The following is a 24,353-nucleotide window of genomic DNA, read 5'->3' on the forward strand; positions in this document are numbered from 1 at the left end:
CCCGCTCCCAGCGTTTTGAAGTAATAACCGAACACCGCAGATCCATAACCCGCCTGCTAAGGTTGGCAAGGCCGACCCGGCAACGGATAATGCCCAGTTTTTCCACCTGCGCACTGAAGCGCTACCGCGCTTGCGGTCGAAAGAGAAGACCATGAAAGACACCATTCGCCAGCTTATTCAACAAGCCCTAGCTCAACTCGTCACAGAAGGTGTGTTGCCTGAAGGCCTGACGCCAGCGATTCAGGTGGAAAACGCCCGTGACAAGACCCACGGCGACTTCGCCAGCAACATCGCCATGATGCTGGCCAAGCCTGCCGGCATGAAGCCCCGTGACCTGGCTGAAAAAATCATCGCCGCCCTGCCGGCCGATGAGCAGATCAGCAAGACCGAAATCGCCGGCCCGGGCTTTCTGAACTTTTTCCAGAACACCCAGGCCCTGGCCTCGCGCCTTGATGCCGCACTGGCCGACCCGAAAATCGGCGTGCGCAAAGCCACCCCGGCCATGCGTACCGTGATCGACATGTCCGCGCCCAACCTGGCCAAAGAGATGCATGTGGGCCATTTGCGCTCCACCATCATTGGTGACGGCGTGGCTCGCGTCCTGGAATTTTTGGGCGACGAAGTAATTCGCCAAAACCACGTTGGCGACTGGGGCACCCAGTTCGGCATGCTGATGGCCTACCTGGAAGAGAACCCGATCACCAGCGACGAGCTGAGTGACCTTGAAAACTTCTACCGCGCGGCCAAAAAGCGCTTCGACGAGTCACCTGAATTTGCCGATCGTGCCCGTAGCCTGGTGGTCAAGCTGCAAGCCGGCGACCCGGACTGCCTGGCGCTGTGGACCAAGTTCAAGGACATCTCGCTGTCGCACTGCCAGAAAATCTACGAGCAGTTGAACGTAAAACTGACTATGGCCGACGTGATGGGCGAAAGCGCCTACAACGACGATCTGATCAACGTGGTCAACGATCTCAAGGCCAAAGGCATGCTGGTCGAGAGCAACGGCGCCCAGTGCGTGTTCCTCGACGAGTTCAAGAATGCCGAAGGCGAGCCGCTGCCGGTCATTATCGTCAAGGCTGACGGCGGCTATCTGTACGCCACCACTGACCTGGCGGCCATCCGCTACCGCAGCGGTGTATTGAAAGCCGATCGCGCCCTGTACTTTGTCGACCAGCGTCAGGCTCTGCACTTCCAGCAAGTATTCGCAGTTGCGCGCAAAGCCGGCTTCATCACCCATCCGATGGAAATGGAACACATGGGCTTCGGCACCATGAACGGCGCCGATGGCCGTCCATTCAAGACCCGTGATGGCGGTACGGTCAAACTGATCGACCTGCTCAACGAAGCCAAAGAGCGTGCCTACACGCTGGTTAAAGAGAAAAACCCGGAACTGCCTGAAGACGAACTGCGTGCCATTGCCAAAGTTGTCGGGATCGGCGCGGTGAAATACGCCGACCTGTCCAAGCACCGTACCAGCGACTACAGCTTCAACTTCGACCTGATGCTCAACTTCGAAGGCAATACCGCGCCTTACCTGCTGTACGCCTACACTCGCGTTGCAGGCGTGTTTCGCAAACTGGGCAAGGGTTTTGAAGAAGTTCAGGGCCAGATCGTGCTTGAAGCCCCGCAAGAGCAGGAACTGGCCGCCAAACTGGCGCAGTTCAGCGAAGTGCTGAACAACGTGGCCGAAAAAGGCACGCCGCACACCCTCTGCACCTACCTGTACGAAGTGGCCGGTCTGTTCTCCAGCTTCTACGAGAACTGCCCGATCCTCAGCGCCGAGGACGAAGCACAGAAACAAAGCCGCTTGCGTCTGGCGGCACTGGCAGGCCGTACCCTCAAGCAAGGCCTGGAACTGCTGGGCCTGGAAACCCTGGAGCGCATGTAAGTTGGCCGCCAAGAAAAAACCAGCCCCCAAGCGCGGCGCCAGCCGGTATCAGGCGCCCGCCAAAAAGCCGATCCCGGGCTGGCTATGGATGGCCATCGGCCTGACCGTGGGCGCCTTTATCGTGTTTCTGATGAAGCTCGAACCCGGCCAGGGCGATGACGTCAAACGGGTCAAGCAGGAGCAGCAGAAAGCCACGAAAGTGGCCGAAGCCAACAAGACCGCGCCCAGCCCGACCCAGCCGGCCAAGCCCAAGTACGACTTCTACACCTTGTTGCCCGAGTCTGAAGTGATCGTGCCGCCGGAAGCCGTGCCTGAGAAGACCCCGCCTACACCGCAAACTGCGCCGCTGACTCCGGTAACGCCGGCCGAAGCAGCGAAAATCGATACCGTGCGTGCCCAGGCCGCGTTGAACGGCCTGACCCCTCCACCTGCGCCGCCGGTTGTCAAAGCAGCGCCAGTGACCAAGTTCTTCCTGCAGGCGGGCTCGTTCCGCAAACAGGCGGATGCGGAGAAAGTACGGGCACAAATCATCCTGCTGGGCCAGACCGCTACGGTTGAAGCTGGCACAGTGAAGGACGAAACCTGGTACCGGGTGCTGGTCGGCCCGTTCAGCAATCGCGACCAGTTGACCGTGGCCCAAAAACAATTGGCGGGCGGCGGCTTCAACAACTTGTTATTGCAACAGCGCCGCTGATACCAGCCGCTCCCACGGGGCTCCACTACCCCCCTGTGGGAGCGGGCTGGCTCGCGATGGCATCACCGCGATCAGCCTGACACTCCGGGGCGCCGGCATCGCGGGCAAGCCCGCTCCCACAACACCCTCGCCAAATCCTGCCTCCCCGTTCATCCCCATTCCCTCCCCGCTGTTGAAAAATCCGCGACAACCCCCATATGTATTCCCATCAGGCATTTTCGCCCCGCTGCGTGGAGACTCTCCCTTGACCACCATCGTTTCAGTACGCCGCCACGGCAAAGTCGTCATGGCTGGCGACGGCCAGGTTTCCCTGGGCAATACCGTAATGAAAGGCAACGCGAAAAAAGTCCGTCGCCTCTACCACGGCCAGGTCATCGCCGGTTTCGCCGGTGCCACCGCTGATGCATTCACCCTGTTCGAACGTTTTGAAGGCCAGCTTGAAAAGCACCAGGGCCATCTGGTTCGCGCCGCTGTCGAGTTGGCCAAAGAATGGCGTACCGACCGCTCGCTGAGCCGCCTGGAAGCCATGCTGGCCGTAGCCAACAAGGACGCGTCCTTGATCATCACCGGTAACGGTGACGTGGTTGAGCCAGAAGACGGCTTGATCGCAATGGGTTCGGGCGGTGCATTCGCCCAGGCAGCGGCCCGCGCCCTGCTGATGAAAACCGAGCTGTCGGCCCGCGAAATCGCCGAAACCGCCCTCGGTATCGCTGGCGACATCTGCGTGTTCACCAACCACAACATCACTATTGAGGAGCAGGACCTCGCTGAATAAGACGTCTGCCGGGCTGGCCAGCCAGCCCGTATGGGAACCTTACTTTAGCTAGAGGAACGCCAATTATCATGTCCATGACTCCCCGCGAAATTGTCCACGAACTCAATCGCCACATCATCGGCCAGGACGACGCCAAGCGCGCCGTAGCCATCGCGCTGCGCAACCGCTGGCGCCGGATGCAACTGCCCGAAGAACTGCGCGTTGAAGTCACGCCAAAAAACATCCTGATGATCGGCCCGACCGGTGTCGGTAAAACCGAAATCGCCCGTCGCCTGGCCAAGCTGGCCAACGCGCCGTTTATCAAGGTTGAAGCGACCAAGTTCACCGAAGTTGGCTATGTAGGCCGCGACGTTGAATCGATCATCCGCGATCTGGCTGACGCTGCCATCAAGCTGTTGCGTGAGCAGGAAATCGTCAAGGTTCGCCACCGCGCCGAAGACGCCGCTGAAGAGCGCATCCTCGACGCCCTGCTGCCACCTGCCCGCACGTTCGGCGAAGAAGCGGCCGTACCGCAGGACTCCAACACTCGCCAGCTGTTCCGCAAGCGTCTGCGCGAAGGCCAGCTGGACGACAAGGAAATTGAAATCGAAGTGGCCGATGCCGTGGGCGTCGACATCTCCGCGCCGCCAGGCATGGAAGAAATGACCAACCAGCTGCAAAGCCTGTTTGCCAACATGGGCAAAGGCAAGCGCAAGAGCCGCAAGCTGAAAGTCAAAGAAGCCCTGAAAATGGTGCGTGACGAAGAAGCCGGCCGCCTGGTCAACGACGAAGAACTCAAGGCCAAGGCCCTGGAAGCCGTTGAGCAGCACGGCATCGTGTTTATCGACGAAATCGACAAGGTGGCCAAGCGCGGTAATGTCGGCGGTGCCGATGTGTCCCGCGAAGGCGTGCAGCGCGACCTGCTGCCGCTGATCGAAGGTTGCACAGTCAATACCAAGCTGGGCATGGTCAAGACCGACCACATCCTGTTTATTGCGTCCGGTGCATTCCACCTGAGCAAGCCGAGCGATCTGGTGCCTGAGCTGCAAGGCCGTCTGCCAATCCGCGTCGAGCTCAAGGCGCTGTCGCCACAGGATTTCGAACGCATCCTCAGCGAGCCGCACGCATCGTTGACCGAGCAGTACCGCGAGCTGCTGAAAACCGAAGGCCTGAACATCGAGTTCATGCCTGAAGGCATCAAGCGCCTGGCGGAAATCGCCTGGCAAGTGAACGAGAAAACCGAGAACATCGGTGCCCGTCGCCTGCACACGCTGCTTGAGCGTTTGCTGGAAGAGGTGTCCTTCAGTGCCGGTGATATCGCCAGCGCGCAGAATGAAGAGCCGATTCGCATCGATGCCGAATACGTCAACAGCCACCTGGGCGAGCTGGCCGAGAACGAAGACCTCTCGCGCTACATCTTGTAAGCCGAACCCCTGTAGCCGCTGCCGCAGGCTGCGATAAGGCGAAAGCCTTCAACGATCTCCGGATCTTGCGCCAACTGTGTTGGCGATCGCAGCCTGCGGCAGCGGCTACACTGTTTGTGCAATGACCGAAGGTTATGACCATGATTCCCAGCGCCATCAACCTGCATAAAGCCTCAAAAACCCTCACCCTCAAATACCCGTCCGGCGAAGAGCACCACCTGCCGGCCGAGTTTTTGCGCGTGCACTCCCCCTCTGCCGAGGTCCAGGGCCACGGCAATCCGATTCTGCAATTCGGCAAGATCAATGTCGGCTTGAGCAAGATCGAACCCGCAGGGCAATACGCGCTGAAACTGACCTTTGATGACGGTCACGACAGCGGGCTGTTTACCTGGGACTACCTTTACCAGCTGGGCGTACGCCAGGAAGAACTCTGGGCGGACTACCTGCAGGAACTGAAAAAAGCCGGCAAGTCCCGCGACCCTTCGGTTTCAGTGGTCAAGTTGATGCTCTGAGCCGGATTCATACATCCCTGTAGCAGCTGCCGCAGGAACGAGGCTGCGTCCGAGTGCGAAGCGCTCGCAAATCCAGTCATCGCGGTGTGTCTGAAGCACCGGGACATCCTGGCTTTACGACTGCTTCGCAGCCGAACGCAGCCTCGTTCCTGCGGCAGCTGCTACAGAAGCATGCGTACCTGCGATTAAACGGATGCAGTAGGTGCTGGCGCAGTTGCCTCGACCACTGGAGCCTTAGGCGCGGCGGCTGACTTCTTCGCCGCAGGTTTTTTGGCGGCCGGTGCGGGCTTGCTCGCTGCAGGCGCTTTGGCAGCCGCAGGTTTGGCTAGAGGCTTAGCCGCAGGTTTAGCCGCTGCTTTCACCGCAGGCTTGGCGACGGGCTTGGTGGCCGCTTTAACTGCCGGCTTGGCAACCGCAGGTTTTGCCGCAGCCTTGGCCGGTGCCGCCTTGCTCGCAACAGGCGCCTTGCTGGCCGCAACCTTGGCAGCCGCCGCTGTCAGCTTCTCGATATGCTTGGTCAGGGTCTCGACCTTGGCATGCAGCGCCTTGACCTCTTCACGGCTGGGTACACCCAAACGGGTAATGGCGCTGTTTAGGCGCTTGTCGAAAGCCTCTTCGAGCTCGCCCCACTTTTCCAGGGCCAGATCCTTGACATCCTCAACCCGGGAACGGGCGGACGAGGTCGACGATTTAACCCCCTCGGCCACTTTATGCCCGGCCTCCTTGGCCAGCTTTTCCGCCTTTTCACCGTCCTTGACCAGCGTATCGAACAGCTTGCTGCCGTCAGTATCAATCTTCGAGTACACACCCAAACCTGCGAGCCAGATTTTGCGTGAGTACTCTTCAACCTTGCCTACCCAGGTGTTGCTGTCTTTAGCAGTCGGTTTCTTCGCAGCCATCGTGTTCCCCTCAATGTCATGTCGCGACGCCGGTGAGCAGGATCGTCGAATCATCAAGATGAACAAAGGTGCTCACCTGCATCAGGTTTAGACGTTAAACCGCCTTGTATCAAGGGCGCGGCCGCTATTAGACCGGCAGGACGACTACGACAGCGCCTTATCCAGCGAGCGTTCGATTTCCGACTGGATCATGCCGCTCATCGCCGACATCAGCAGGCCCAGCTCAACATCGACCTTGACGTTGTTCTCGCTGATTTGCAGGGTGCCATTCACCCCGGAGCGCTTGAGTTTTACCGTGTCGCCCGCCCAGGTCGGGGTCAGACCGTACTGGCCGGCCAGTTTCTCGACCAGAGGCCGGGCTTTTTCACGTGCGGCCTCAAGGCCCAGTTTGTGGGTACGTTCAACGCTGATACGCGCCATGGCGTCGCTCCTGATAAATAAAGCCGCCACTATACATTCACCCTCGCCAAGACAAAGCCGGCCACCGGGATTAGAATGGCCAGCATTCTCTTTTGGTGACAGCGATATGACTGATCAGCGCAAAGGCAGCGATGCCGAACCCACCACTCACTTCGGTTTCAAAAACGTACCGGAAAGCCAGAAGGCCGAGAAAGTCGCCGAAGTTTTCCACTCTGTAGCCGGCAAATATGACCTGATGAACGACGTTCTGTCGGGTGGCATGCACCGTCTGTGGAAGCGTTTTACCATCGAACTGTCCGGTGTTCGCCCCGGCAACAAGGTGCTGGACATCGCTGGCGGTACCGGCGACCTGGCCCGCAAGTTTTCCCACCTGGTAGGCCCTACCGGCCAGGTCGTGCTGGCCGATATCAACGCCTCCATGCTCAAGGTTGGCCGTGACCGCCTGCTCGACAAGGGCGTGGCCGGCAATATCGAGTTCGTTCAGGCCGACGCTGAAAAGCTGCCGTTCCCGGACAACTACTTCGATTGCGTGACCATCGCCTTTGGCCTGCGCAACGTCACCCACAAGGAAGACGCCCTGCGCTCCATGCTGCGCGTGCTCAAGCCGGGCGGCCGCCTGTTGGTGCTGGAGTTCTCCAAGCCGACCAACGCGCTGATGTCCAAGGTCTACGACACTTACTCGTTCGCCTTCATGCCGATGGTGGGCAAGCTGATCCTCAACGACCCGGACAGCTATCGCTACCTGGCCGAATCGATCCGCATGCACCCTGACCAGGAAACCCTGAAGTCGATGATGGTCGAGGCCGGTTTTGACCGCGTGACTTACCACAACATGACTTCCGGCATCGTCGCCCTGCACCGCGGCATCAAGCCCTGATGTTGCTGCGCGGCCTTCTCGCCAGCGTCGAACACGGCGTCAACCGCGTTTTGCGGCTCGACAGCACGGCCCTGGCGCGCTTGCGCCCCTTGACCGGCAAATTGATTGCCGTCGATTGCGCGAGCCCCTCGCTGCAGCTGTTTATTCTGCCCAGCGATGAAGGCCTGATGCTGGCCAGCCAGTGGGCGGCCGAGCCTGACTGCACTCTGCGTGCCCCCGCCAGCAGCCTGTTGCGCCTTGCCCTGAGCAAGGACAAGAGCGCCATCCTGCACAGCCCTGAAGTCGAACTCGAAGGCGACAGCGCGGTGCTTATGGAACTGGCGGCGGTGCTGCAAGACCTGGAGCTGGATTGGGAGTACGAACTCTCGAACTGGATCGGGCCGGTGGCTAGCGCCTTGATCGGTGGCCATGTCCGCAGCCGCGCCAACTGGTATCAGCAAGGGTTCGCCAGCCTCAATCAGAACCTGGCCGAATACCTGAGCGAAGAAGCCCGCACGCTGGTCGGCGAACGTGAAGCGCAAGCGCGCTTTGACGAGCTGGACCAACTCAAACTCGACCTGGATCGCCTTGAGGCGCGCTTCGAGCGCCTGGCCCGATCCCTCAATTCCAGCGATAACGCATGAAGCTGCTTGCCATACGCCGTTTGTTTCGCATCCAGCGCGTCGTCATTCGCTACCGACTCGATGACCTGCTGTTCGCCCTGCCCTTGCCGTGGTGGATGCTGTCCCTGCGCTATGCCTTGCCGTGGCGCTGGTTTCCGCGCAAAAAGCTGGAGCTGAGCCGTGGTGCGGCCCTGCGCCTGGCCTTGCAGGACCTGGGGCCGATCTTTATCAAGTTCGGGCAGATCCTCTCGACCCGTCGCGACCTGCTGCCCGCCGATATCGCCGACGAGCTGATGCTGCTGCAAGACCGCGTGCCACCGTTTGACCCGCAGTTGGCGGTCAAGCTGATCGAAGAACAGCTCGGCGCCAAAATCAGCGAGGTGTTCAGCCGTTTCGACATCGAACCGCTGGCCTCGGCCTCGGTGGCCCAGGTTCACTCGGCCAAGCTCAAGACCGGCGAAGAAGTGGTGGTCAAGGTGGTGCGCCCGGGCCTCAAGCCGATCATCGGCTCTGATCTGGCCTGGCTCTTTATCCTTGCCCGTACCGCCGAGCGCCTGAGCGCCGACGCCCGCCTGCTGCACCCGGTGGATGTGGTCAGCGACTACGAAAAAACCATTTACGACGAACTCGACCTGTTGCGCGAAGCGGCCAACGCCAGCCAGTTGCGCCGCAACTTCGAAGGCTCGCCGCTGATGTATGTACCTCAGGTCTACTGGGACTGGTGCCGCCCCAAAGTGCTGGTGATGGAGCGTATCTACGGGATCCAGGTCACCGACCTTGAGGCCCTGGCCGACCAGCGTACCGACATGAAGATGCTGGCCGAACGTGGCGTGGAGATTTTCTTCACCCAGGTGTTCCGCGACAGCTTCTTCCACGCCGACATGCACCCCGGCAATATTTTTGTCAGCACCGTGAACCCGTGGGCCCCGCAATACATCGCCATCGACTGCGGCATCGTCGGCAGCCTGACTCCCGAGGACCAGGACTATCTGGCGCGCAACCTGTTTGCCTTTTTCAAGCGCGACTACCGCCGTGTGGCGCAGTTGCACATTGACTCTGGCTGGGTACCGGCGCACACCAAGCTCAACGAATTTGAAGCGGCGATCCGTACCGTGTGCGAGCCAATCTTTGAAAAGCCATTGAAGGAAATTTCCTTTGGCCAGGTGCTGATGCGCCTGTTCCAGACCGCTCGACGCTTCAATATGGAAGTCCAGCCGCAGTTGGTACTGCTGCAAAAAACCCTGCTCAATATCGAAGGCCTGGGCCGCCAGCTGTACCCCGACCTGGACCTGTGGAGCACCGCCCAGCCGTTCCTGGAGCGCTGGATGCGTGAGCGCGTCAGCCCCAAGACCCTGCTGCGCAACCTGCACAGCCAGGTCGAGCAGATCCCGCACCTGGCCGGCATGACCCGCGACTTGCTCGAACGCATGTCGCAGCCCCACGCCCACAACAAGCAGTTGATCGTGCGTGAACCCCGTGACAGCTGGTTCCTGCGCCTGATCGGGGCCGGGCATCTGGCTGCCGGTGCCTTGCTGGCCAGCCTCGGGCCGTTGCACACTGCCGGTTACTGGCCTGCCGGCATAATGCTGGCCGTGGGCTTGTATCTGATCGTGCGCCGATAGCCAGCTCGGGGCCAGGCTGGCAAACTGTGAATTCACCAGGCCTCAGCCACAGGGCTGAGGCAGGTTGTCGGAGTCGAACATGAAAGACTGGCTGGACGAGATCAAATGGGACAACGACGGCCTGGTGCCGGCGATTGCCCAGGACCACAAAACCGGGCGCGTACTGATGATGGCCTGGATGAACCGCGAGGCGCTGAGCCTGACCGCGGCCGAGAACCGTGCCATCTACTGGTCACGTTCCCGTGGCAAACTGTGGCGCAAGGGCGAAGAGTCCGGCCATGTGCAAAAGCTGCATGAAATGCGCCTGGACTGTGACGCCGATGTGATCATCCTGATGGTCGAACAAATCGGTGATATCGCCTGCCATACCGGTCGTCAGAGCTGCTTCTACCGCGTGTACGAAAACGCCGAGTGGAAGACCGTCGACCCGGTACTTAAAGATCCGCACGCCATTTATCAAGCAGGACACTCCCATGACTGACACCCTGAGCCGCGTAGCCCAAGTGCTCGAAGCGCGCAAAGGCGCGACACCTGACAGCTCCTATGTGGCCAGCCTGTACCACAAGGGCCTGAACAAGATTCTGGAAAAGGTCGGCGAAGAGTCGATCGAAACCATCATTGCCGCCAAAGACGCCGCCATCAGCGGTGATTGCAGCGATGTGATCTACGAAACAGCCGACCTGTGGTTCCACAGCATGATCATGCTGGCCCAACTGGGGCAGCATCCTCAGGCCGTCCTGGATGAACTGGAACGTCGTATCGGCACCTCCGGCCATGTGGAAAAAGCCTCGCGGCCGTCCGCCTAACCCTTATTTGCAAAGGAACAGATCATGGGCATTTTTGACTGGAAACACTGGATCGTCATTCTGGTAGTCGTCGTCCTCGTGTTCGGCACCAAAAAACTGAAAAACCTGGGCACGGATGTCGGCGAATCGATCAAGGGCTTTCGCAAGGCCATGAACGACGACGAGAAACCCGCCGAGCCTGTGGTTCCGCCTGCGCAGCCAACTGCCGCGCCGCAGCCACACACCACTTCGACCCTGAACGAGCCGCACACCATCGACGTGCAGGCGCAAAAAGTCGAAGAGCCGACCCGTAAAGACGTGTGAGCCAAAACTAATGTTCGGTATCAGCTTCAGTGAACTGCTGCTCGTCGGCCTGGTGGCCCTGCTGGTGCTCGGCCCCGAGCGCCTGCCGGGTGCCGCGCGCACGGCAGGCCTGTGGATCGGGCGCCTGAAACGCAGCTTCAATGCGATCAAACAGGAAGTTGAACGGGAAATCGGTGCTGACGAAATTCGTCGGCAGCTGCACAACGAACATATCCTGTCGATGGAAGAGGAAGCCAAGAAAATCCTGGCTCCGCTGCAGGACGCCGTGAAGCCGTTAACACCCGCCGAGCCAGCAGCGCCAACAGAGCCTGCGAGCCCTGCGCCCGTGAGCCTGAGCAAGCCCGCATCCGACCCTGCGCCTCAACCGGCAGCGCCACACGACCCCACCCTGCCACCGCGAGCCCCTTAAGCGCATGAGCGATAAGCCTGAACACGACCAGCCAATGCCGCTGGTTTCGCACCTGACCGAGCTGCGTACCCGCCTGTTGCGCTGCATCGCGGCGATTTTCATCATTTTTGCCGGGCTGTTTGCCTTTACCCAGCAGATCTACACCCTGGTCTCCACGCCGCTGCGCGAATACCTGCCGGTGGGTGCGACGATGATCGCCACCGACGTGGCCTCGCCGTTCCTGACGCCGCTCAAGCTGACCATGATGGTCTCGCTGTTTATCGCCATCCCGGTGATCCTGCATCAGATCTGGGGCTTTATCGCGCCCGGCCTGTACAAGCATGAAAAACGCATCGCCGTGCCGCTGCTGGTGTCGAGCATTTTCCTGTTCTACGCCGGCATGGCCTTCGCCTACTTCCTGGTGTTCCCGCTGGTGTTCAAGTTTTTCGCCGCCGCCACCCCGGAAGGCGTGGCGATGATGACCGATATCAGCAGCTACCTCGACTTCGTCATGACCCTGTTCTTTGCCTTCGGCGTGGCCTTTGAAATCCCCGTGGCCGTGGTGCTGCTGGTATGGATCGGCATTGTCGATGTGCAGTACCTGCGCAAGATCCGCCCCTATGTGATCATCGGCTGCTTCGTGGTCGGCATGATCCTGACCCCGCCGGATATCTTCTCGCAAACCCTGCTGGCGATCCCGATGTGGATGCTGTTTGAAATCGGCATCCTGTTTGGCAGCCTGGTCAGCAAGAACAAGCGCGGTGATGACGCAGACGAGCCATCGGCTGACAACGACGCCCAACCGCCAGCAGCACAACCGTGAACCTGCTGCTCCTCGAAGAGGCTGATTTCATTGCAGCCGATCGCGTGATCCTGCGTGACCGGCGTCTGACGCATATGCAGGAAGTCCACCGTGCTGCTGTCGGCGACAGCCTGCGCGTGGGCCGTATCGGCGGGTTGATGGGCAACGCCGAGCTGGTACGCCTGGAGGCCAAAGAAGCCGAGCTGGTGATCCACAGCCTCGACCAGCCGCCACCCGCCAAGCTGCCGTTGACCCTGCTGCTGGCCCTGCCACGCCCGAAAATGCTGCGCCGGGTGCTGCAAACCGTGGCCTCGATGGGTGTGCCCAAGGTGATTCTGGTCAACAGCTACCGGGTTGAAAAAAGCTTCTGGCAGACCCCGTTCCTGGAGCCCGAAGCCATCCGCGAGCAGTTGATCCTGGGGCTGGAGCAGTCCCGGGACAGCGTATTGCCCGAGGTCATCATCGAAAAACGCTTCAAGCCGTTCGTCGAAGACCGCCTGCCGGCGCTGGTCGAAGGCACCCTGGGCCTGGTCGGCCACCCGGGGGATTACCCGGCCTGCCCGCGCGGGCTGGACGAGGCCGTGACCCTGGCCATCGGCCCGGAAGGTGGCTGGATCCCTTACGAGATCGACCTGCTGGCCAAGGCCGGCTTGCAGCCGGTGCAACTGGGCGCACGCATCCTGCGGGTTGAAACCGCCGTTACCGCCCTGCTCGCCCGGTTGTTCTGACGCCAAAACCCGTGGTCGCTGCAGCAGCGGCTACGGGTTGTTGATCTGCATCACACATTCGACCACCCCCCCTTCAGTTCTACTCCTGCGCGCCGATGCCCTGATAACCCATCAAAGACCGTCACGAGTCTCGGTTAGTAAAGGAGTATCACCATGTACCGTTGGCTGGCCACACTGCTCGGCAATATAAGCGTCAATCGCAAACTCAGCCTGGGTTTCGGCCTGGTACTGGTGCTGACCCTGCTGATTGCCGGCACGGGCTGGAAGGGGCTGGTCGCAGTGATCGACCGTGGCGACAAGCTGGCCAATATTTCGAAAATCATCAGCCTGACCAAAGACCTGCGCATTGCCCGCCTCGAATATGAACGCCAGCCCGGCGAAAGCGCACTTGCCGGCGTGACCACTCAACTGACCGAACTGGACAACGCACTGGAGCAAACGCGCTCGCAACTGACCGCGCCCGACGATCTGGCCCTGGTTGAGCAGCAACTCAACGCCGTGGCCGAGTACAAACGCGCCTTCGCCGATCTTATCCAGGGCTCCCAGGCCAGCGATCAAGCCGTTGAGCGCATGCACCAGCAGGGCAATGTGTTGATCGAGCAAAGCCAGAAACTCTCGGCCCTGCAGGCAACCAAACGCAACAACGAAAGCCGCCAGGCCACGAATCTGCTGATCGGCTGTACGCTGCTGGCACTGGTACTGGGCATCATTGCTGCCTGGGTCATCACCCGCCAGATCGTGATCCCGCTGCAACGCACGCTCAAGACCGTTGAGCGCATTGCAGCCGGTGACCTGACCCACGACCACCACACCGACCGCCGCGACGAACTGGGGCAGCTACAACAAGCCATTCAACTGATGACCCAGGGCCTGCGCGAACTGATTGGCGGAATCAGCGATGGGGTGACGCAAATCGCCAGTGCTGCTGAAGAGCTATCTGCCGTGACCGAGCAAACCAGTGCCGGGGTCAACAACCAGAAGGTCGAGACTGATCAAGTGGCCACCGCCATGAACGAAATGGCCGCCACCGTGCAGGAAGTCGCGCGCAACGCCGAAGAAGCCTCTGAAGCCGCAGTGGCCGCAGACCAGCAGACCCGCGAAGGGGATGCCGTAGTGGCGCAGGCCATTGCCCAGATCGAGAAGCTGGCGGTTGAGGTGGGCCACTCCACCGAGGCCATGAGCCATCTCAAGCGTGAAAGTGACAAGATCGGCAGCGTGCTGGACGTGATCAAGTCTGTGGCCCAGCAAACCAACCTGCTGGCCCTGAACGCGGCAATTGAAGCAGCACGGGCCGGTGAAGCCGGGCGTGGCTTTGCCGTGGTGGCCGATGAGGTACGCAGCCTGGCGCAGCGCACGCAAAAATCCACTGAAGAAATCGAAGAGCTGATTGCCGGTCTGCAGAGCGGTACCCAGCAGGTATCCAGCAGCATGGACAGCAGCCGCGCGCTGACCGACAACAGCGTTGAGCTGACCCGTCGTGCAGGCGAGTCTCTGGGCACCATCGCCCGTACCGTGTCGACGATTCAGGGCATGAACCAGCAGATTGCAGCCGCCGCCGAGCAACAGAGTGCGGTGGCTGAAGAGATCAACCGCAGCGTGTTGAACGTGAGGGATATATCGGACCAGACCGCCGCCGCCAGCGAAGAGACGGCGGCGTCGAGCACGGAGCTGGCGCGGTTGGGCACGCATTTGCAGACACTGGTGGGGCGGTTTAAGGTCTAGCCCCCTGCCCCTGTGGGAGCGGGCTTGCTCGCGATTGGATCGACGCGGCTATCCTGACAAACCGCGGCGCCTGTATCGCGAGCAAGCCCGCTCCCACAAAAGCAGGTAGGCCCTGCTTTAAAGCACCTGACGCAAAAACGCCTGGGCGCGCAGGTCTTTGGGCGAGGTAAAGAACTCTTCCGGGGCGGAGTCTTCCAGCAGCTTGCCGTGGTCAAAGAACAGCACGCGGTTTGCCACTTCACGCGCAAAGCCCATTTCGTGAGTCACGCAGACCATGGTCATGCCTTCGCGGGCCAGGGTCTTCATCACGTCCAGCACTTCACCGACCATTTCCGGGTCAAGCGCCGAGGTAGGCTCGTCAAACAGCATCACCTTGGGTTCCATCGCCAACGCCCGGGCAATCGCCACACGCTGTTGCTGGCCCCCCGAAAGGCGCGACGGGTACTCATTGGCCTTTTGCCCGATCCCGACCTTGTCCAGCAACGCCCGGGCCTTGGCCTCGCGCTCGGCCTTGCCGCGCTTGCGCACCACCTTCTGCGCCAGGCACAGGTTTTCCAGCACGGTCATGTGCGGGAACAGGTTGAAATGCTGGAACACCATGCCGACTTCACGCCGGTAAGCGTTGACGTCGGTCTTGGGGTTGGCCAGGTCCAGGCCGTCGATGCTGACGGAGCCCGAGTCGAAGTCTTCCAGGCCATTGAGGCAGCGCAGGAAGGTCGATTTGCCAGAGCCCGACGGGCCGATCACCACCAGCACTTCGCCCTGGGCGACGGTGGTGCTGACGTTGTCCACGGCGCGCACGATATGGCCGCGGGTGTCGAAGACTTTTACCAGTTCGCGAACTTCAATCACTTTGCGCGAGCCTCCGCTCAAGCCGGCTGGCGAAGTGCGACAGCGGCAGGTTGATCAACAGGTACAGGCCCGCTACGCAGAACAGGATTTCGAACGGCGAAAACGAGGTGGTGATGACTTCACGGCCACTCTTGAGCAGCTCGGTAATGGCGATCACCGACACCAGCGAGGTGTCCTTGACCAGGCTGATAAATTGCCCGGCCAATGGCGGCAGTACGCGCTTGAACGCTTGCGGCAACACCACATAGCGCATCGACTGGCTGCCGTTGAGGCCCAGCGAGCGGGCTGCTTCGTTTTGCCCGCGAGCGATGGACTGCACGCCCGAGCGGATGATTTCAGCCACGTACGCACCGGTGAACAGCGACAGCGCGGCAATACCGGCAAATTCGCGGGACAGGTTGAGTACAGTGCCGATAAAGAAGTAGAAGATAAAGATCTGCACCAGCAGCGGCGTGCCGCGTACCAGTTCTACATACAGCGTCGAGAGGTCACGCAGGGTCGGGTTGTTCGACAGCCGGCACAGGCCGGTGGCCAGGCCGATGATCAAACCCAGCACGCCAGACACCAGCGACAGCCAGACCGTGGTCCACAAGCCCCACAGCAGCGGCCCGGCAGCCCAGTGGCGGTTGACGCCAATTACATCACCTTCGTCGACTTCGTCGCCTTCAGCCAGTTGCAGGCTGTTGCCGGCAACGGTTACCCGTTGTTCATTGCCATCTTCGCCACGCAGCACCACTTCGGCGCTGTCGCCCTTGCGTACCAGTTCGATGATGGTCGAGTGTTCAGCTGCCCGCTGGGCTTCTTCGGCCTGATAGGCGAAGTACTGCGGAACGCGGTTCCAGCGCCATTCGTAAGACATCAGCGAGGTGGCGTAATACAACGCACCCGCCAGGCCGATGAGCACCAGCACGGTCAATACGTGCCAGGGCCACTGGACTTTTTTTTGTTTGATCACTTTCAGGTTCCACGTTTTGTGTCGCTAGGGAGGCCGTCATCGCGGGCAAGCCCGCGATGATTCAATCAGCCTTATTCCATGTCTTTGAGCCAGGCGGTGTCTTTGAACCACTTGTCATGGATGCGATCGTAAGTGCCGTCTTCGTGGATCTGGTGCAGGAAGTTGTTGATGAAGTTGATGCTGTCGTAGTCACCTTTCTTCAGACCGAAGGCCAGTGGCTCGTAGGTGAACGGCTGGTCAAGGAACACCAGTTTGCCGTTGCCGAACTTGTTGACTGCAACCACGTTGTAAGGCGCGTCGTATACAAAGGCATCAGCCTTGCCGTTGACCACGTCCAGTACACCTTCAGGCTCGTTGTCGTAGCCGTGGTACTGGGCTTTGGACATCAGCTTGCGGGCGATCATTTCGCCGGTGGTGCCGATTTTCGAGGTCAGGCGGTATTGCGGGTCATTGAGGTCTTTGTAGGACTTGATCTTGTCAGCCAGTTCCTTGCGTACCAGCAGGGTTTGGCCCACAACAATGAAGGGTTCGCTGAAGTTCAGGCGCAGGTTGCGCTCCTGGGTCAGGGTCATGCCGCTGCCGATCATGTCGAACTTGTTGGTCATCAGGGCCGGGATGATGCCGTCATAACCGGTAGACACCAGTTCCAGCTTGACGCCCATGGATTTGGCCATCGCCTTGAGCAGGTCAACTTCGAAGCCAATGATCTGGCCGCGCTTGTTGGTCATTTCGAAGGGCATGTAGGTCGGGTCCATGCCCACCTTCAACGTGCCGCGCTTAACCGCGTCATCAATAGCGCCTGCATGGGCAGCGCTGATCGCCAGCAGTGCCGTGACGCCACACAGCAGTTTCGAGACAAACTTCTTCATCATCAACTCCCCCTCACCTACTCAATTAAGGTGTTGGCCTGCGGCTGGCTTGATGCATAAAGCCAATAAAGCCGGGCACTCACCCATTCGAAAACGGATGCTAACTCACTGAGGGTTGGGACACGAGTTTTGCGAGAGAAAAGCGCGATGGCCGTGGGATGCAGGACTGAGGAGATCCTATGGGAGCGGGCTTGCTCGCGATGCAGGCAACGCGTTGCAGCAGGTAGGACGCGGTGAAGCCATCGCGAGCAAGCCCGCTCCCACAAAGGGGAAACGGGTTGCCCGCGATCAATCAGGCAGCAGGCTGCAACGGCAACAACGGTGCGTGAGGGTCAGCGGCAACCGACTCACGCCAGGCGTTCAGCCAGCCTTCATGACCTTCGCTCCACACCAGCGCATGCAGGCGCGCCAGAGCAACCGGGTCGCTGAGCAACTGCATGCGCTCGTTGTTGGTGACACCCTGCGGGCCGACTTTGAGCGCATGACGCACACGCTCGGTACGCAGCCATTCGATCGGCTCAGCTTCACGGTGACGGGACGTCGCCAGGGCACAGGCCAATGCGTTCTGCTGCGGATCGACCACGGCCCGGACAAAACCGTCATGCAGCGCGTGGTAGCGGTTCTCATGGGTGTATTCGGCGGTGGCCGACAATTCACGCGGCGGTGCGTATTCCTCAGGAATCAGGAACAGGCTTTCGTCGCGGGTCTTGAGGCCCAGTTTCACCCGGCTGGAAATCACCGATACCGGGATCGACAGCATCAGCGAGCCGACAATCGGCACCAACCACCACAAGAAGCTCGGGTTCAACCACAGCACCAACGCTGCCCAGGCAGCACCCAGCAGAGTTTGCGGACCATGACGGCGCACCGCTTCGCTCCACGGCGTGGAGTCGTCGTCACGCTGTGGCGAGTTCCAGGTTGCCGCCCAGCCCAGAAACGCAGCCAGTACAAAGCGGGTGTGGAAGATCATGCGCACCGGTGCCAGCAGCATGGAGAACAACATCTCCAGCAGCATCGACAACGTCACCTTGAACTTGCCACCGAACTCTTTGGCACCCTTGGCCCAGATCAGGATGATGCTCAGCAGTTTAGGCAGGAACAACAGCACGATCGTGGTCGAGAACAGCGCGACGGCTTTGTCCGGGTGCCATTGTGGCCACAGCGGATACAGCTGACGCGGTTCCATGAAGTACTGCGGCTCCATCAGCGTGTTGACTGCCAGCAAGGCCGTCGACAGCAGCAGGAAGAAGAACCACAGCGGCGCCGACAGGTATGACATCACCCCCGTGAGGAACACCGCACGGTGTACCGGGTGCATGCCCTTGACCAGGAACAGGCGGAAGTTCATCAGGTTACCGTGGCACCAGCGACGGTCACGCTTGAGCTCATCCAGCAGGTTAGGCGGCAGTTCTTCGTAGCTGCCCGGCAAATCGTAGGCAATCCACACGCCCCAACCGGCACGACGCATCAACGCGGCTTCAACGAAGTCGTGAGACAGGATCGCACCCGCAAACGCACCTTTACCCGGCAACGGCGCCAGGGCGCAGTGCTCGATAAAAGGCTTCATGCGGATAATTGCGTTGTGCCCCCAGTAGTGGGATTCACCCAACTGCCAGAAGTGCAGACCGGCGGTAAACAGCGGGCCGTACACACGGGTGGCGAACTGCTGCATGCGTGCATACAGCGTGTCCATGCCCGAGGCACGCGGCGCAGTCTGGATGATGCCGGCGTCTGGCGTGGCTTCCATCAAGCGCACCAGGCTGGTCAGGCATTCACCGCTCATCACGCTGTCTGCGTCGAGCACCACCATGTACTTGTAGTCACCGCCCCAGCGACGGCAGAAGTCGTCGAGGTTGCCGCTTTTACGCTTCACACGGCGACGGCGACGGCGGTAGAAAATGCGCCCGAAGCCTTCGGTTTCGCGGCACACATCCAGCCAGGCCTGTTGCTCGGCCACGCAGATATCGGGGTCGTTGCTGTCACTGAGAACGAAGAAGTCGAAGCGATCCAGGTCGCCGGTGGCGGCCACCGACTCGTAGGTCGCGCGCAAACCCGCGAATACACGGGTGACGTCTTCGTTGCAGATCGGCATCACCAGCGCAGTACGCGCCTGCTCCGGGATTGGCTCATCACCGGCGCTGGCGCCGGAAATGCGGTATTTGTCATGCCCGGTCAACAACTCCAGAAAGCCCATCAGGGCTGTCCAGAAACCTGCCGATACCCAGCAGAACAAAATCCCGAACAGGATCAGGATGCTGGTTTGCAGGGCATAGGGCAGCACTTGCTGGGCCGTTTGCATCAACGGCTGGTGCAGCACTTCTTCAAGATCAACGAAGGCCCAGCCCTGGTACGGCATGATGCCTTTCATGTACCAGCCGGCGACGATGGTCTGGCCGAGCATCAAGACCAGCAGGATGTAACGGCGGATCGAGCCCACCGTACGCCAGCGGGCCTTGGGCAGGACGCGTTCGTCGATTTCCGGCTTGGGCGGGTTGCTGCGCCCGGTCAGGCGCCGCCAGCCACGCACCAGAATATTGGTGCGCCACGGCTCGGGCACCACCTTGGTGCGGCGAATCGGTGGCGTGGCCTTGAGCATCACCCGGCCGCTGGCGTCGAGGGCGAGCATTTCTGCTTCCTCAAGTTCAGCCGCCGAGGTCAGGTTCAGACGCGTGCCCACCGAGGCCTGAGCGGCCTCGGCAGCATCCACGTCGCTCTGCGCCGACAAGCGTGCATGCAACTCGGCGAACGAGGTGCAGCTCGCCAGTTCAGCGCGCTGCTCATCGCTCAGTGGCAAATGCGCCAGGTACTCGCCAAGCGAGACCTCATGGGGCTGAGCATTACTCATCGGCTGGCAACTGGTAGCTCCAGGTCTCGGTCAGCACTTTTTCAGTCTTGACCGGCTCCGGAGTGGCTGGTGTCGCTTCAGGCGCCTTGGCGTCCTTGGCTGCATGGTCTTTCTTTTCCAGCGCCTTGGCCGCAGCTTTCTCGGCTTTGGTCTCAGGTGCCTTATCAGCTTTGGCGGCGGCAGCCTGCTCGACATCCTGAACCAGCGCCGCGCGCAGTTCGGTGGACTTGCTCGGGTCTTTGACCTTCAGGCGCAGGGTCAAGCGCCAGCCCTTGGTTTCAGGGTTGTAGCGCACGTTGTTTTCTACCAGCTCGGCGTTGTCACCCACGCTGACCTGGCTGCGCACGGCGGCGTTTTCCGGCAAGGCCTTGAGGGACGGGCCCTCGAAGTCCACCAGGTAGGCAACGCTACCGTCGGGCTGGCGAATCAGGTTGGATTGCTTGACGTCACCGGTCGAACGCAGGGTCTGTTGGGCCCAGGCGCTATCGGCCGGGTGCAGGGCCGCTTCGTCCATGGTCCAGTGCAGGCGATAGGCGAAATCGAATGGCTTGAGCGGCTCTGGCAGGGTGTCCGGGCTCCAGAACGCAACGATGTTGTCGTTGGTTTCGTCAGCGGTCGGAATTTCTACCAGGTCAACCGAGCCTTTGCCCCAGTCGCCCTGCGGTTCGATCCAGGCGCTTGGGCGCTTATGGTAGTTGTCGTCCAGGTCTTCGTAGTGGCTGAAGTCGCGACCACGTTGCAGCAAGCCAAAGCCACGCGGGTTTTCAACCGAGAAGTTGCTCACCGACAGGTGTTTCGGGTTGTTCAGCGGGCGCCAGATCCACTCGCCGTTGCCGGCATGGATCGCCAGGCCCGAGCTATCGTGCAGCTCGCGACGGTAGTTGAGGACTTTGGACGGCTGGTTGGCGCCGAACAGGTACATGCTGGTCAGCGGAGCGATGCCCAGCTTGCCCACTTTGTCACGCAGGAACATCTGCGCCTTGACGTCCACCACCGTGTCCACGCCCGGGCGCAGGGTAAAGCGGTAAGCACCGGTCGCCCGTGGCGAATCCAGCAGGGCGAAGATCACCAGGTGCTTGTCGTTTGGCTTGGGTTTTTCGATCCAGAATTCGGTGAAGCGCGGGAACTCTTCGCCCGACGGCAATGCGGTGTCGATCGCCATACCACGGGCCGACAGGCCATAGATCTGGCCCTTGCCCACAACGCGGAAGTAACTCGCGCCGAGCATGGTCATGATTTCGTCCTGCTTATCCGCCTTGTTGATCGGATACAGCACGCGGAAACCCGCCCAACCGAGGTTTTCGGTGGCTTTAGGGTCAAACTGGACGTCGCCGAAATCGAAACGGCTCGGGTCGTACTTGATCTCTTCAACCGTGGTGGCGGTCACTTCGTTGATTTTCACCGGGGTGTCGAAATGCATGCCCTGGTGATAGAAGGACAGTTTGAACGGGGTTTTATCGCCCGCCCACTGGGCCTTGTCGCGGTTGAACTGGATTTTCTGGTAGTCCGCGAACTTCATGTCGCGGAACTCTTTTGGCAAATTGCTGCGCGGCGCTTGGTACTTCTGCTCGGCGAGGGTTTTAGCCTCAGCCGCCACGTCATCCAGACTGAATGCCCACAGTTGACCCGCACCGAACAAGCAAAAGAGCGCAGAGCCCGTCACCAGTGCGTTACGCAACCGCTTGGCAGACATTTTTGGTGCATTTAATGGACTAACAATCACGAGCAAACCTCGCCGAAAACAGATGATGAAACCAACGGCCAGCGATCTAAATGCCAGGTTGGCGAGCACTGTTCCGACCGTCAAAGGATAGAATGATTCCCCAGACGTGTCGGATTAGTCTCTGTGTAGCGCAGGATTATCTAGTAGCCCGCGTTACAACGCATCTACTGTCAGCAAGTATTTCTCGTTAAAAACCCCTGTTTTCAGACGAAAACACGGTTTTTCAGGGTTTTAGGTTTGTAACAGAAATGTCACAGGGCCATCATTGGTCAAATGCACCTGCATATCGGCGCCAAAACGCCCCGATGCCACGGTTGGGTGCAACCGTTTTGCCTCGCCCAGCAAGTGATCGAACAACGCCTGGGCCAACGCCGGGGGCGCTGCTGTGGAGAAGCTGGGACGCAGGCCGTTTTTGGTGTCTGCCGCCAGGGTAAATTGCGAAACCAGCAGCAAGCCACCGCCGATATCGGCCAGTGACAGGTTCATTTTGCCTTCGCAATCACTGAATACCCGGTAGTTGAGCAGCTTGTGCAGCATCTTGGCCGCGCTGGCCTCGGTATCGCCGGGTTCGACGGCGACCAGCACCAGCAAGCCCTGATCGATCGAACCGACAATCTCCCCCGCTACCTCTACCCGTGCGCCACTGACGCGCTGCAACAGGCCCCTCATGCTTCGTCGGGCTGCAAGTTGAGCAGGCGCCGGGCCATTTGCTCGGTGGCGCGCACCAGGGCGTCGGTAATCCCGGGTTCGGTGGCCACATGACCGGCTTCGCGGATAATTTGCAACTCACTGCCCGGCCAGGCCTGGTGCAGCTCCCAGGCGTTATCCAGCGGGCAGATCATGTCGTAGCGGCCATGCACGATCACGGCCGGCAGGTGAGCGATCTTGTGCATGTCGCGCAGCAACTGGTTAGGTTCCAGGAACGCGTTGTTCATAAAGTAGTGGCATTCGATACGGGCAATAGACAATGCCCGGTGCGGGTCGCAGAAGCGCTCGACCACCTGCGGGTTGGGCCGCAGGGTGGCGGCGCGGCCTTCCCAGGTCGACCATGCCTTGGCCACATGCATCTGGGCAATCTGGTCGTTGCCCGTGAGGCGCTTGTGAAAGGCACTCATCAGGTCGTCACGCTCCTCCTCAGGGATCGGCGCGATATATTCCTGCCAGTAGTCGGGGAAAATCCGGCTGGCCCCTGCCTGATAGAACCATTCGATTTCCTGCGGCCGTGCCAGAAAGATCCCACGCAGAATCAGGCCGTGCACTTGCTCTGGATGGCTTTGCGCGTAGGCAAGAGACAGGGTCGAGCCCCACGAGCCGCCAAACAGCACCCATTTTTCGATGCCCAGAAACAGACGGATCCGCTCCATGTCGGCGACCAGGTCCCAGGTTGTATTGCTGTCCAGGCTGGCGTGGGGGGTAGAGCGCCCGCAACCGCGCTGATCGAAAGTGATGATGCGATACAGGCCCGGGTCGAAGTAGCAGCGGCTGTTGGCATCGCAGCCAGAGCCCGGCCCGCCGTGGACAAACACCACCGGCAAGCCGTCTGGCGAACCGCTCTCGTCAACGTAAAGCACATGCGGGCCATCGACCGCCAGCTCGTGCCGGGCGTAGGGTTTGATCTGCGGGAACAAGGTCTGCATTACGCACTCCAGGGAGGGGTCGAAAGAGATTGCCGTCAGGCATCATAAACCCGATTGGAGGTGTTGAGCATGCCCTTATAAGTCCTGGGGGCAAGACCACTGAACCTGTGGGAGCGGGCTTGCCCGCGATAGTCGCGACACGGTGTATCTGTAGCCCCGCAGCGATCCAATCGCGAGCAAGCCCGCTCCTACAAGTACTGGGCTTTCTTCTCCCGGGCCATCAGGCGTAGCGTTCACGCCCCCACTCGATCACCTGCGCCAGCAATTGCCTGAGCACCACCCGGGTCGGTGCGGCGAGGTCTTCGCGGTAGTTGAACGGCTCGACCTCTTCCATATAAGTACATTGCGCCAGTTCCAGCTGCACAGCGTGGATGTTATCCACAGGGCTGCCGTAATGACGAGTGATATGGCCACCCTTGAAGCGCCCGTTCAGTACATGGCTGTAGGCCGGATGCCCGGCACAAATGGCTTCCAGGTCACGGGCCAGCGCAGGGTCGCAACTGGCGCCATTGAAGGTGCCCAGGTTGAAGTCCGGCAGGCGGCCGTCAAACAGATGAGGGATTTGCGAGCGAATGGAGTGCGCATCGAACAGCAGCGCATAGCCAAACTCGTCTTTCATGCGCTGGAGTTCCTGTTGCAGGGTCTGGTGATAAGGCTTCCAGATCTGTTCCAGGTACGTCGCACGCTCCTCTTTCGTAGGCACCTGCCCCTCACGAAACAATGGCACGCCCTCAAACAGCGTGGCCGGGAACAAGCCTGTGGTCGCGCCCACATACATCGGCGCATCGTCCTGCGGGCGATTGAGGTCAATTACAAAGCGCGAATACTCGGCCGCCAGGGTGCTGGCCCCCAGCTCACTGGCAAAGTCGTAAAGCTGCGGGATATGCCAGTCGGTGTCCGGCAGGCTTTGCGCCTCGGGGATCAGCCCGGCCTTGACCGCTGGCGTCAGTTTCAGACCGGCATGGGGCATGCTGATCAGCAATGGCACGCGGCCTTGTTTGAATGTCAGAACCTTGTCCACAAGCTTTCTC

General features: G+C 60.4%; 25 protein-coding genes. 15 read left to right on the forward strand and 10 right to left on the reverse strand.

Going from position 1 to position 24,353, the window contains the following annotated elements; translation table 11 throughout:
* The first annotated feature begins 151 nt into the window (after positions 1–151).
* From argS to BLU25_RS13065, 5 genes are all read left to right on the forward strand, one after another.
* Entirely contained in the window at positions 152–1,888 is a 1,737-nt protein-coding gene (argS, locus tag BLU25_RS13045; protein WP_016783178.1) for an arginine--tRNA ligase, read from the forward strand.
* Between the two features lies 1 nt (position 1,889).
* Entirely contained in the window at positions 1,890–2,582 is a 693-nt protein-coding gene (locus tag BLU25_RS13050; protein ID WP_016783177.1) for an SPOR domain-containing protein, read from the forward strand.
* A gap of 244 nt (positions 2,583–2,826) precedes the next feature.
* Entirely contained in the window at positions 2,827–3,357 is a 531-nt protein-coding gene (gene hslV / locus BLU25_RS13055) for an ATP-dependent protease subunit HslV (RefSeq protein WP_016783176.1), read from the forward strand.
* A gap of 68 nt (positions 3,358–3,425) precedes the next feature.
* Positions 3,426–4,760: an ATP-dependent protease ATPase subunit HslU gene (hslU, locus tag BLU25_RS13060; protein WP_083369675.1), complete on the forward strand. Its 1,335-nt coding sequence runs from the start codon at positions 3,426–3,428 to the stop codon at positions 4,758–4,760.
* Between the two features lie 140 nt (positions 4,761–4,900).
* Positions 4,901–5,272 carry a gamma-butyrobetaine hydroxylase family protein gene (locus BLU25_RS13065; protein ID WP_169845140.1) on the forward strand — a complete coding sequence of 124 codons (372 nt, stop codon included), beginning with the start codon at positions 4,901–4,903 and terminating at the stop codon, positions 5,270–5,272.
* 185 nt (positions 5,273–5,457) lie between these two features.
* Here the strand turns inward: BLU25_RS13065 and BLU25_RS13070 are convergent, their stop codons facing one another.
* Both BLU25_RS13070 and BLU25_RS13075 read right to left on the reverse strand, forming a co-directional pair.
* Positions 5,458–6,171, reverse strand: a complete 714-nt coding sequence (locus BLU25_RS13070) for a phasin family protein (RefSeq protein ID WP_083369677.1) — start codon at positions 6,169–6,171, stop codon at positions 5,458–5,460.
* A 144-nt stretch (positions 6,172–6,315) separates the two neighbouring features.
* Positions 6,316–6,591, reverse strand: coding sequence for a polyhydroxyalkanoic acid system family protein (locus BLU25_RS13075; protein WP_016783173.1), 276 nt, complete (start codon positions 6,589–6,591; stop codon positions 6,316–6,318).
* A gap of 106 nt (positions 6,592–6,697) precedes the next feature.
* On the opposite strand from BLU25_RS13075, the gene ubiE reads away from it, so the two are divergent.
* The 10 genes from ubiE to BLU25_RS13125 all read left to right on the forward strand — a co-directional run bounded on the left by ubiE (position 6,698) and on the right by BLU25_RS13125 (position 14,441).
* The gene (gene ubiE / locus BLU25_RS13080) at positions 6,698–7,468 is read left to right on the forward strand and encodes a bifunctional demethylmenaquinone methyltransferase/2-methoxy-6-polyprenyl-1,4-benzoquinol methylase UbiE (RefSeq protein ID WP_016783172.1); all 771 of its coding nucleotides are present in this window, start codon (positions 6,698–6,700) and stop codon (positions 7,466–7,468) included.
* Positions 7,468–8,091, forward strand: a complete 624-nt coding sequence (locus BLU25_RS13085) for a ubiquinone biosynthesis accessory factor UbiJ (RefSeq protein ID WP_016783171.1) — start codon at positions 7,468–7,470, stop codon at positions 8,089–8,091. Before ubiE ends, BLU25_RS13085 begins: the two co-directional genes overlap by 1 nt.
* Positions 8,088–9,692, forward strand: a complete 1,605-nt coding sequence (gene ubiB, locus BLU25_RS13090; RefSeq protein WP_016783170.1) for a ubiquinone biosynthesis regulatory protein kinase UbiB — start codon at positions 8,088–8,090, stop codon at positions 9,690–9,692. The genes BLU25_RS13085 and ubiB overlap by 4 nt, the downstream gene beginning before the upstream one ends.
* A gap of 79 nt (positions 9,693–9,771) precedes the next feature.
* Positions 9,772–10,173 (forward strand): phosphoribosyl-AMP cyclohydrolase, encoded by a 402-nt coding sequence (hisI, locus tag BLU25_RS13095; protein WP_016783169.1) that lies wholly within the window; start codon positions 9,772–9,774, stop codon positions 10,171–10,173.
* Entirely contained in the window at positions 10,166–10,498 is a 333-nt protein-coding gene (locus BLU25_RS13100) for a phosphoribosyl-ATP diphosphatase (protein ID WP_016783168.1), read from the forward strand. The genes hisI and BLU25_RS13100 overlap by 8 nt, the downstream gene beginning before the upstream one ends.
* A 24-nt stretch (positions 10,499–10,522) precedes the next feature.
* Positions 10,523–10,801 (forward strand): twin-arginine translocase TatA/TatE family subunit, encoded by a 279-nt coding sequence (locus BLU25_RS13105; RefSeq protein WP_019825245.1) that lies wholly within the window; start codon positions 10,523–10,525, stop codon positions 10,799–10,801.
* A 10-nt stretch (positions 10,802–10,811) separates the two neighbouring features.
* Positions 10,812–11,210 carry a Sec-independent protein translocase protein TatB gene (gene tatB, locus BLU25_RS13110; RefSeq protein WP_016783166.1) on the forward strand — a complete coding sequence of 133 codons (399 nt, stop codon included), beginning with the start codon at positions 10,812–10,814 and terminating at the stop codon, positions 11,208–11,210.
* Positions 11,211–11,214: 4 nt separating this feature from the next.
* Positions 11,215–12,012 carry a twin-arginine translocase subunit TatC gene (tatC, locus tag BLU25_RS13115; RefSeq protein ID WP_029611690.1) on the forward strand — a complete coding sequence of 266 codons (798 nt, stop codon included), beginning with the start codon at positions 11,215–11,217 and terminating at the stop codon, positions 12,010–12,012.
* Complete coding sequence (locus tag BLU25_RS13120; RefSeq protein ID WP_016783164.1) at positions 12,009–12,719, forward strand: 16S rRNA (uracil(1498)-N(3))-methyltransferase; 711 nt, start codon at positions 12,009–12,011, stop codon at positions 12,717–12,719. The genes tatC and BLU25_RS13120 overlap by 4 nt, the downstream gene beginning before the upstream one ends.
* A 153-nt stretch (positions 12,720–12,872) precedes the next feature.
* A complete protein-coding gene (locus BLU25_RS13125) occupies positions 12,873–14,441 on the forward strand; it encodes a methyl-accepting chemotaxis protein (protein ID WP_016783163.1) in 1,569 nt (522 codons plus the stop codon).
* Positions 14,442–14,558: 117 nt separating this feature from the next.
* On the opposite strand, the gene BLU25_RS13130 is transcribed toward BLU25_RS13125, so the two are convergent.
* The 8 genes from BLU25_RS13130 to hutG all read right to left on the reverse strand — a co-directional run bounded on the left by BLU25_RS13130 (position 14,559) and on the right by hutG (position 24,343).
* A complete protein-coding gene (locus BLU25_RS13130; RefSeq protein ID WP_016783162.1) occupies positions 14,559–15,293 on the reverse strand; it encodes an amino acid ABC transporter ATP-binding protein in 735 nt (244 codons plus the stop codon).
* Positions 15,286–16,245 (reverse strand): amino acid ABC transporter permease, encoded by a 960-nt coding sequence (locus BLU25_RS13135; RefSeq protein ID WP_369782716.1) that lies wholly within the window; start codon positions 16,243–16,245, stop codon positions 15,286–15,288. The genes BLU25_RS13130 and BLU25_RS13135 overlap by 8 nt, the downstream gene beginning before the upstream one ends.
* A 74-nt stretch (positions 16,246–16,319) precedes the next feature.
* A complete protein-coding gene (locus BLU25_RS13140) occupies positions 16,320–17,117 on the reverse strand; it encodes a transporter substrate-binding domain-containing protein (RefSeq protein ID WP_016783160.1) in 798 nt (265 codons plus the stop codon).
* Positions 17,118–17,409: 292 nt separating this feature from the next.
* Entirely contained in the window at positions 17,410–19,962 is a 2,553-nt protein-coding gene (gene mdoH, locus BLU25_RS13145; RefSeq protein ID WP_016783159.1) for a glucans biosynthesis glucosyltransferase MdoH, read from the reverse strand.
* Positions 19,955–21,685 (reverse strand): glucan biosynthesis protein G, encoded by a 1,731-nt coding sequence (locus BLU25_RS13150; protein ID WP_029611689.1) that lies wholly within the window; start codon positions 21,683–21,685, stop codon positions 19,955–19,957. Before BLU25_RS13150 ends, mdoH begins: the two co-directional genes overlap by 8 nt.
* Before the next feature lie 231 nt (positions 21,686–21,916).
* Positions 21,917–22,354 (reverse strand): D-aminoacyl-tRNA deacylase, encoded by a 438-nt coding sequence (gene dtd, locus BLU25_RS13155; protein ID WP_029611688.1) that lies wholly within the window; start codon positions 22,352–22,354, stop codon positions 21,917–21,919.
* Positions 22,351–23,322 (reverse strand): prolyl aminopeptidase, encoded by a 972-nt coding sequence (gene pip, locus BLU25_RS13160; RefSeq protein ID WP_083369678.1) that lies wholly within the window; start codon positions 23,320–23,322, stop codon positions 22,351–22,353. The genes dtd and pip overlap by 4 nt, the downstream gene beginning before the upstream one ends.
* 220 nt (positions 23,323–23,542) lie before the next feature.
* Positions 23,543–24,343 (reverse strand): N-formylglutamate deformylase, encoded by an 801-nt coding sequence (gene hutG / locus BLU25_RS13165; RefSeq protein ID WP_016783155.1) that lies wholly within the window; start codon positions 24,341–24,343, stop codon positions 23,543–23,545.
* Positions 24,344–24,353 lie beyond the last annotated feature (10 nt).

The sequence above is a fragment of the Pseudomonas fragi genome (assembly GCF_900105835.1).
In the GTDB taxonomy this organism is placed as follows: domain Bacteria; phylum Pseudomonadota; class Gammaproteobacteria; order Pseudomonadales; family Pseudomonadaceae; genus Aquipseudomonas; species Aquipseudomonas fragi.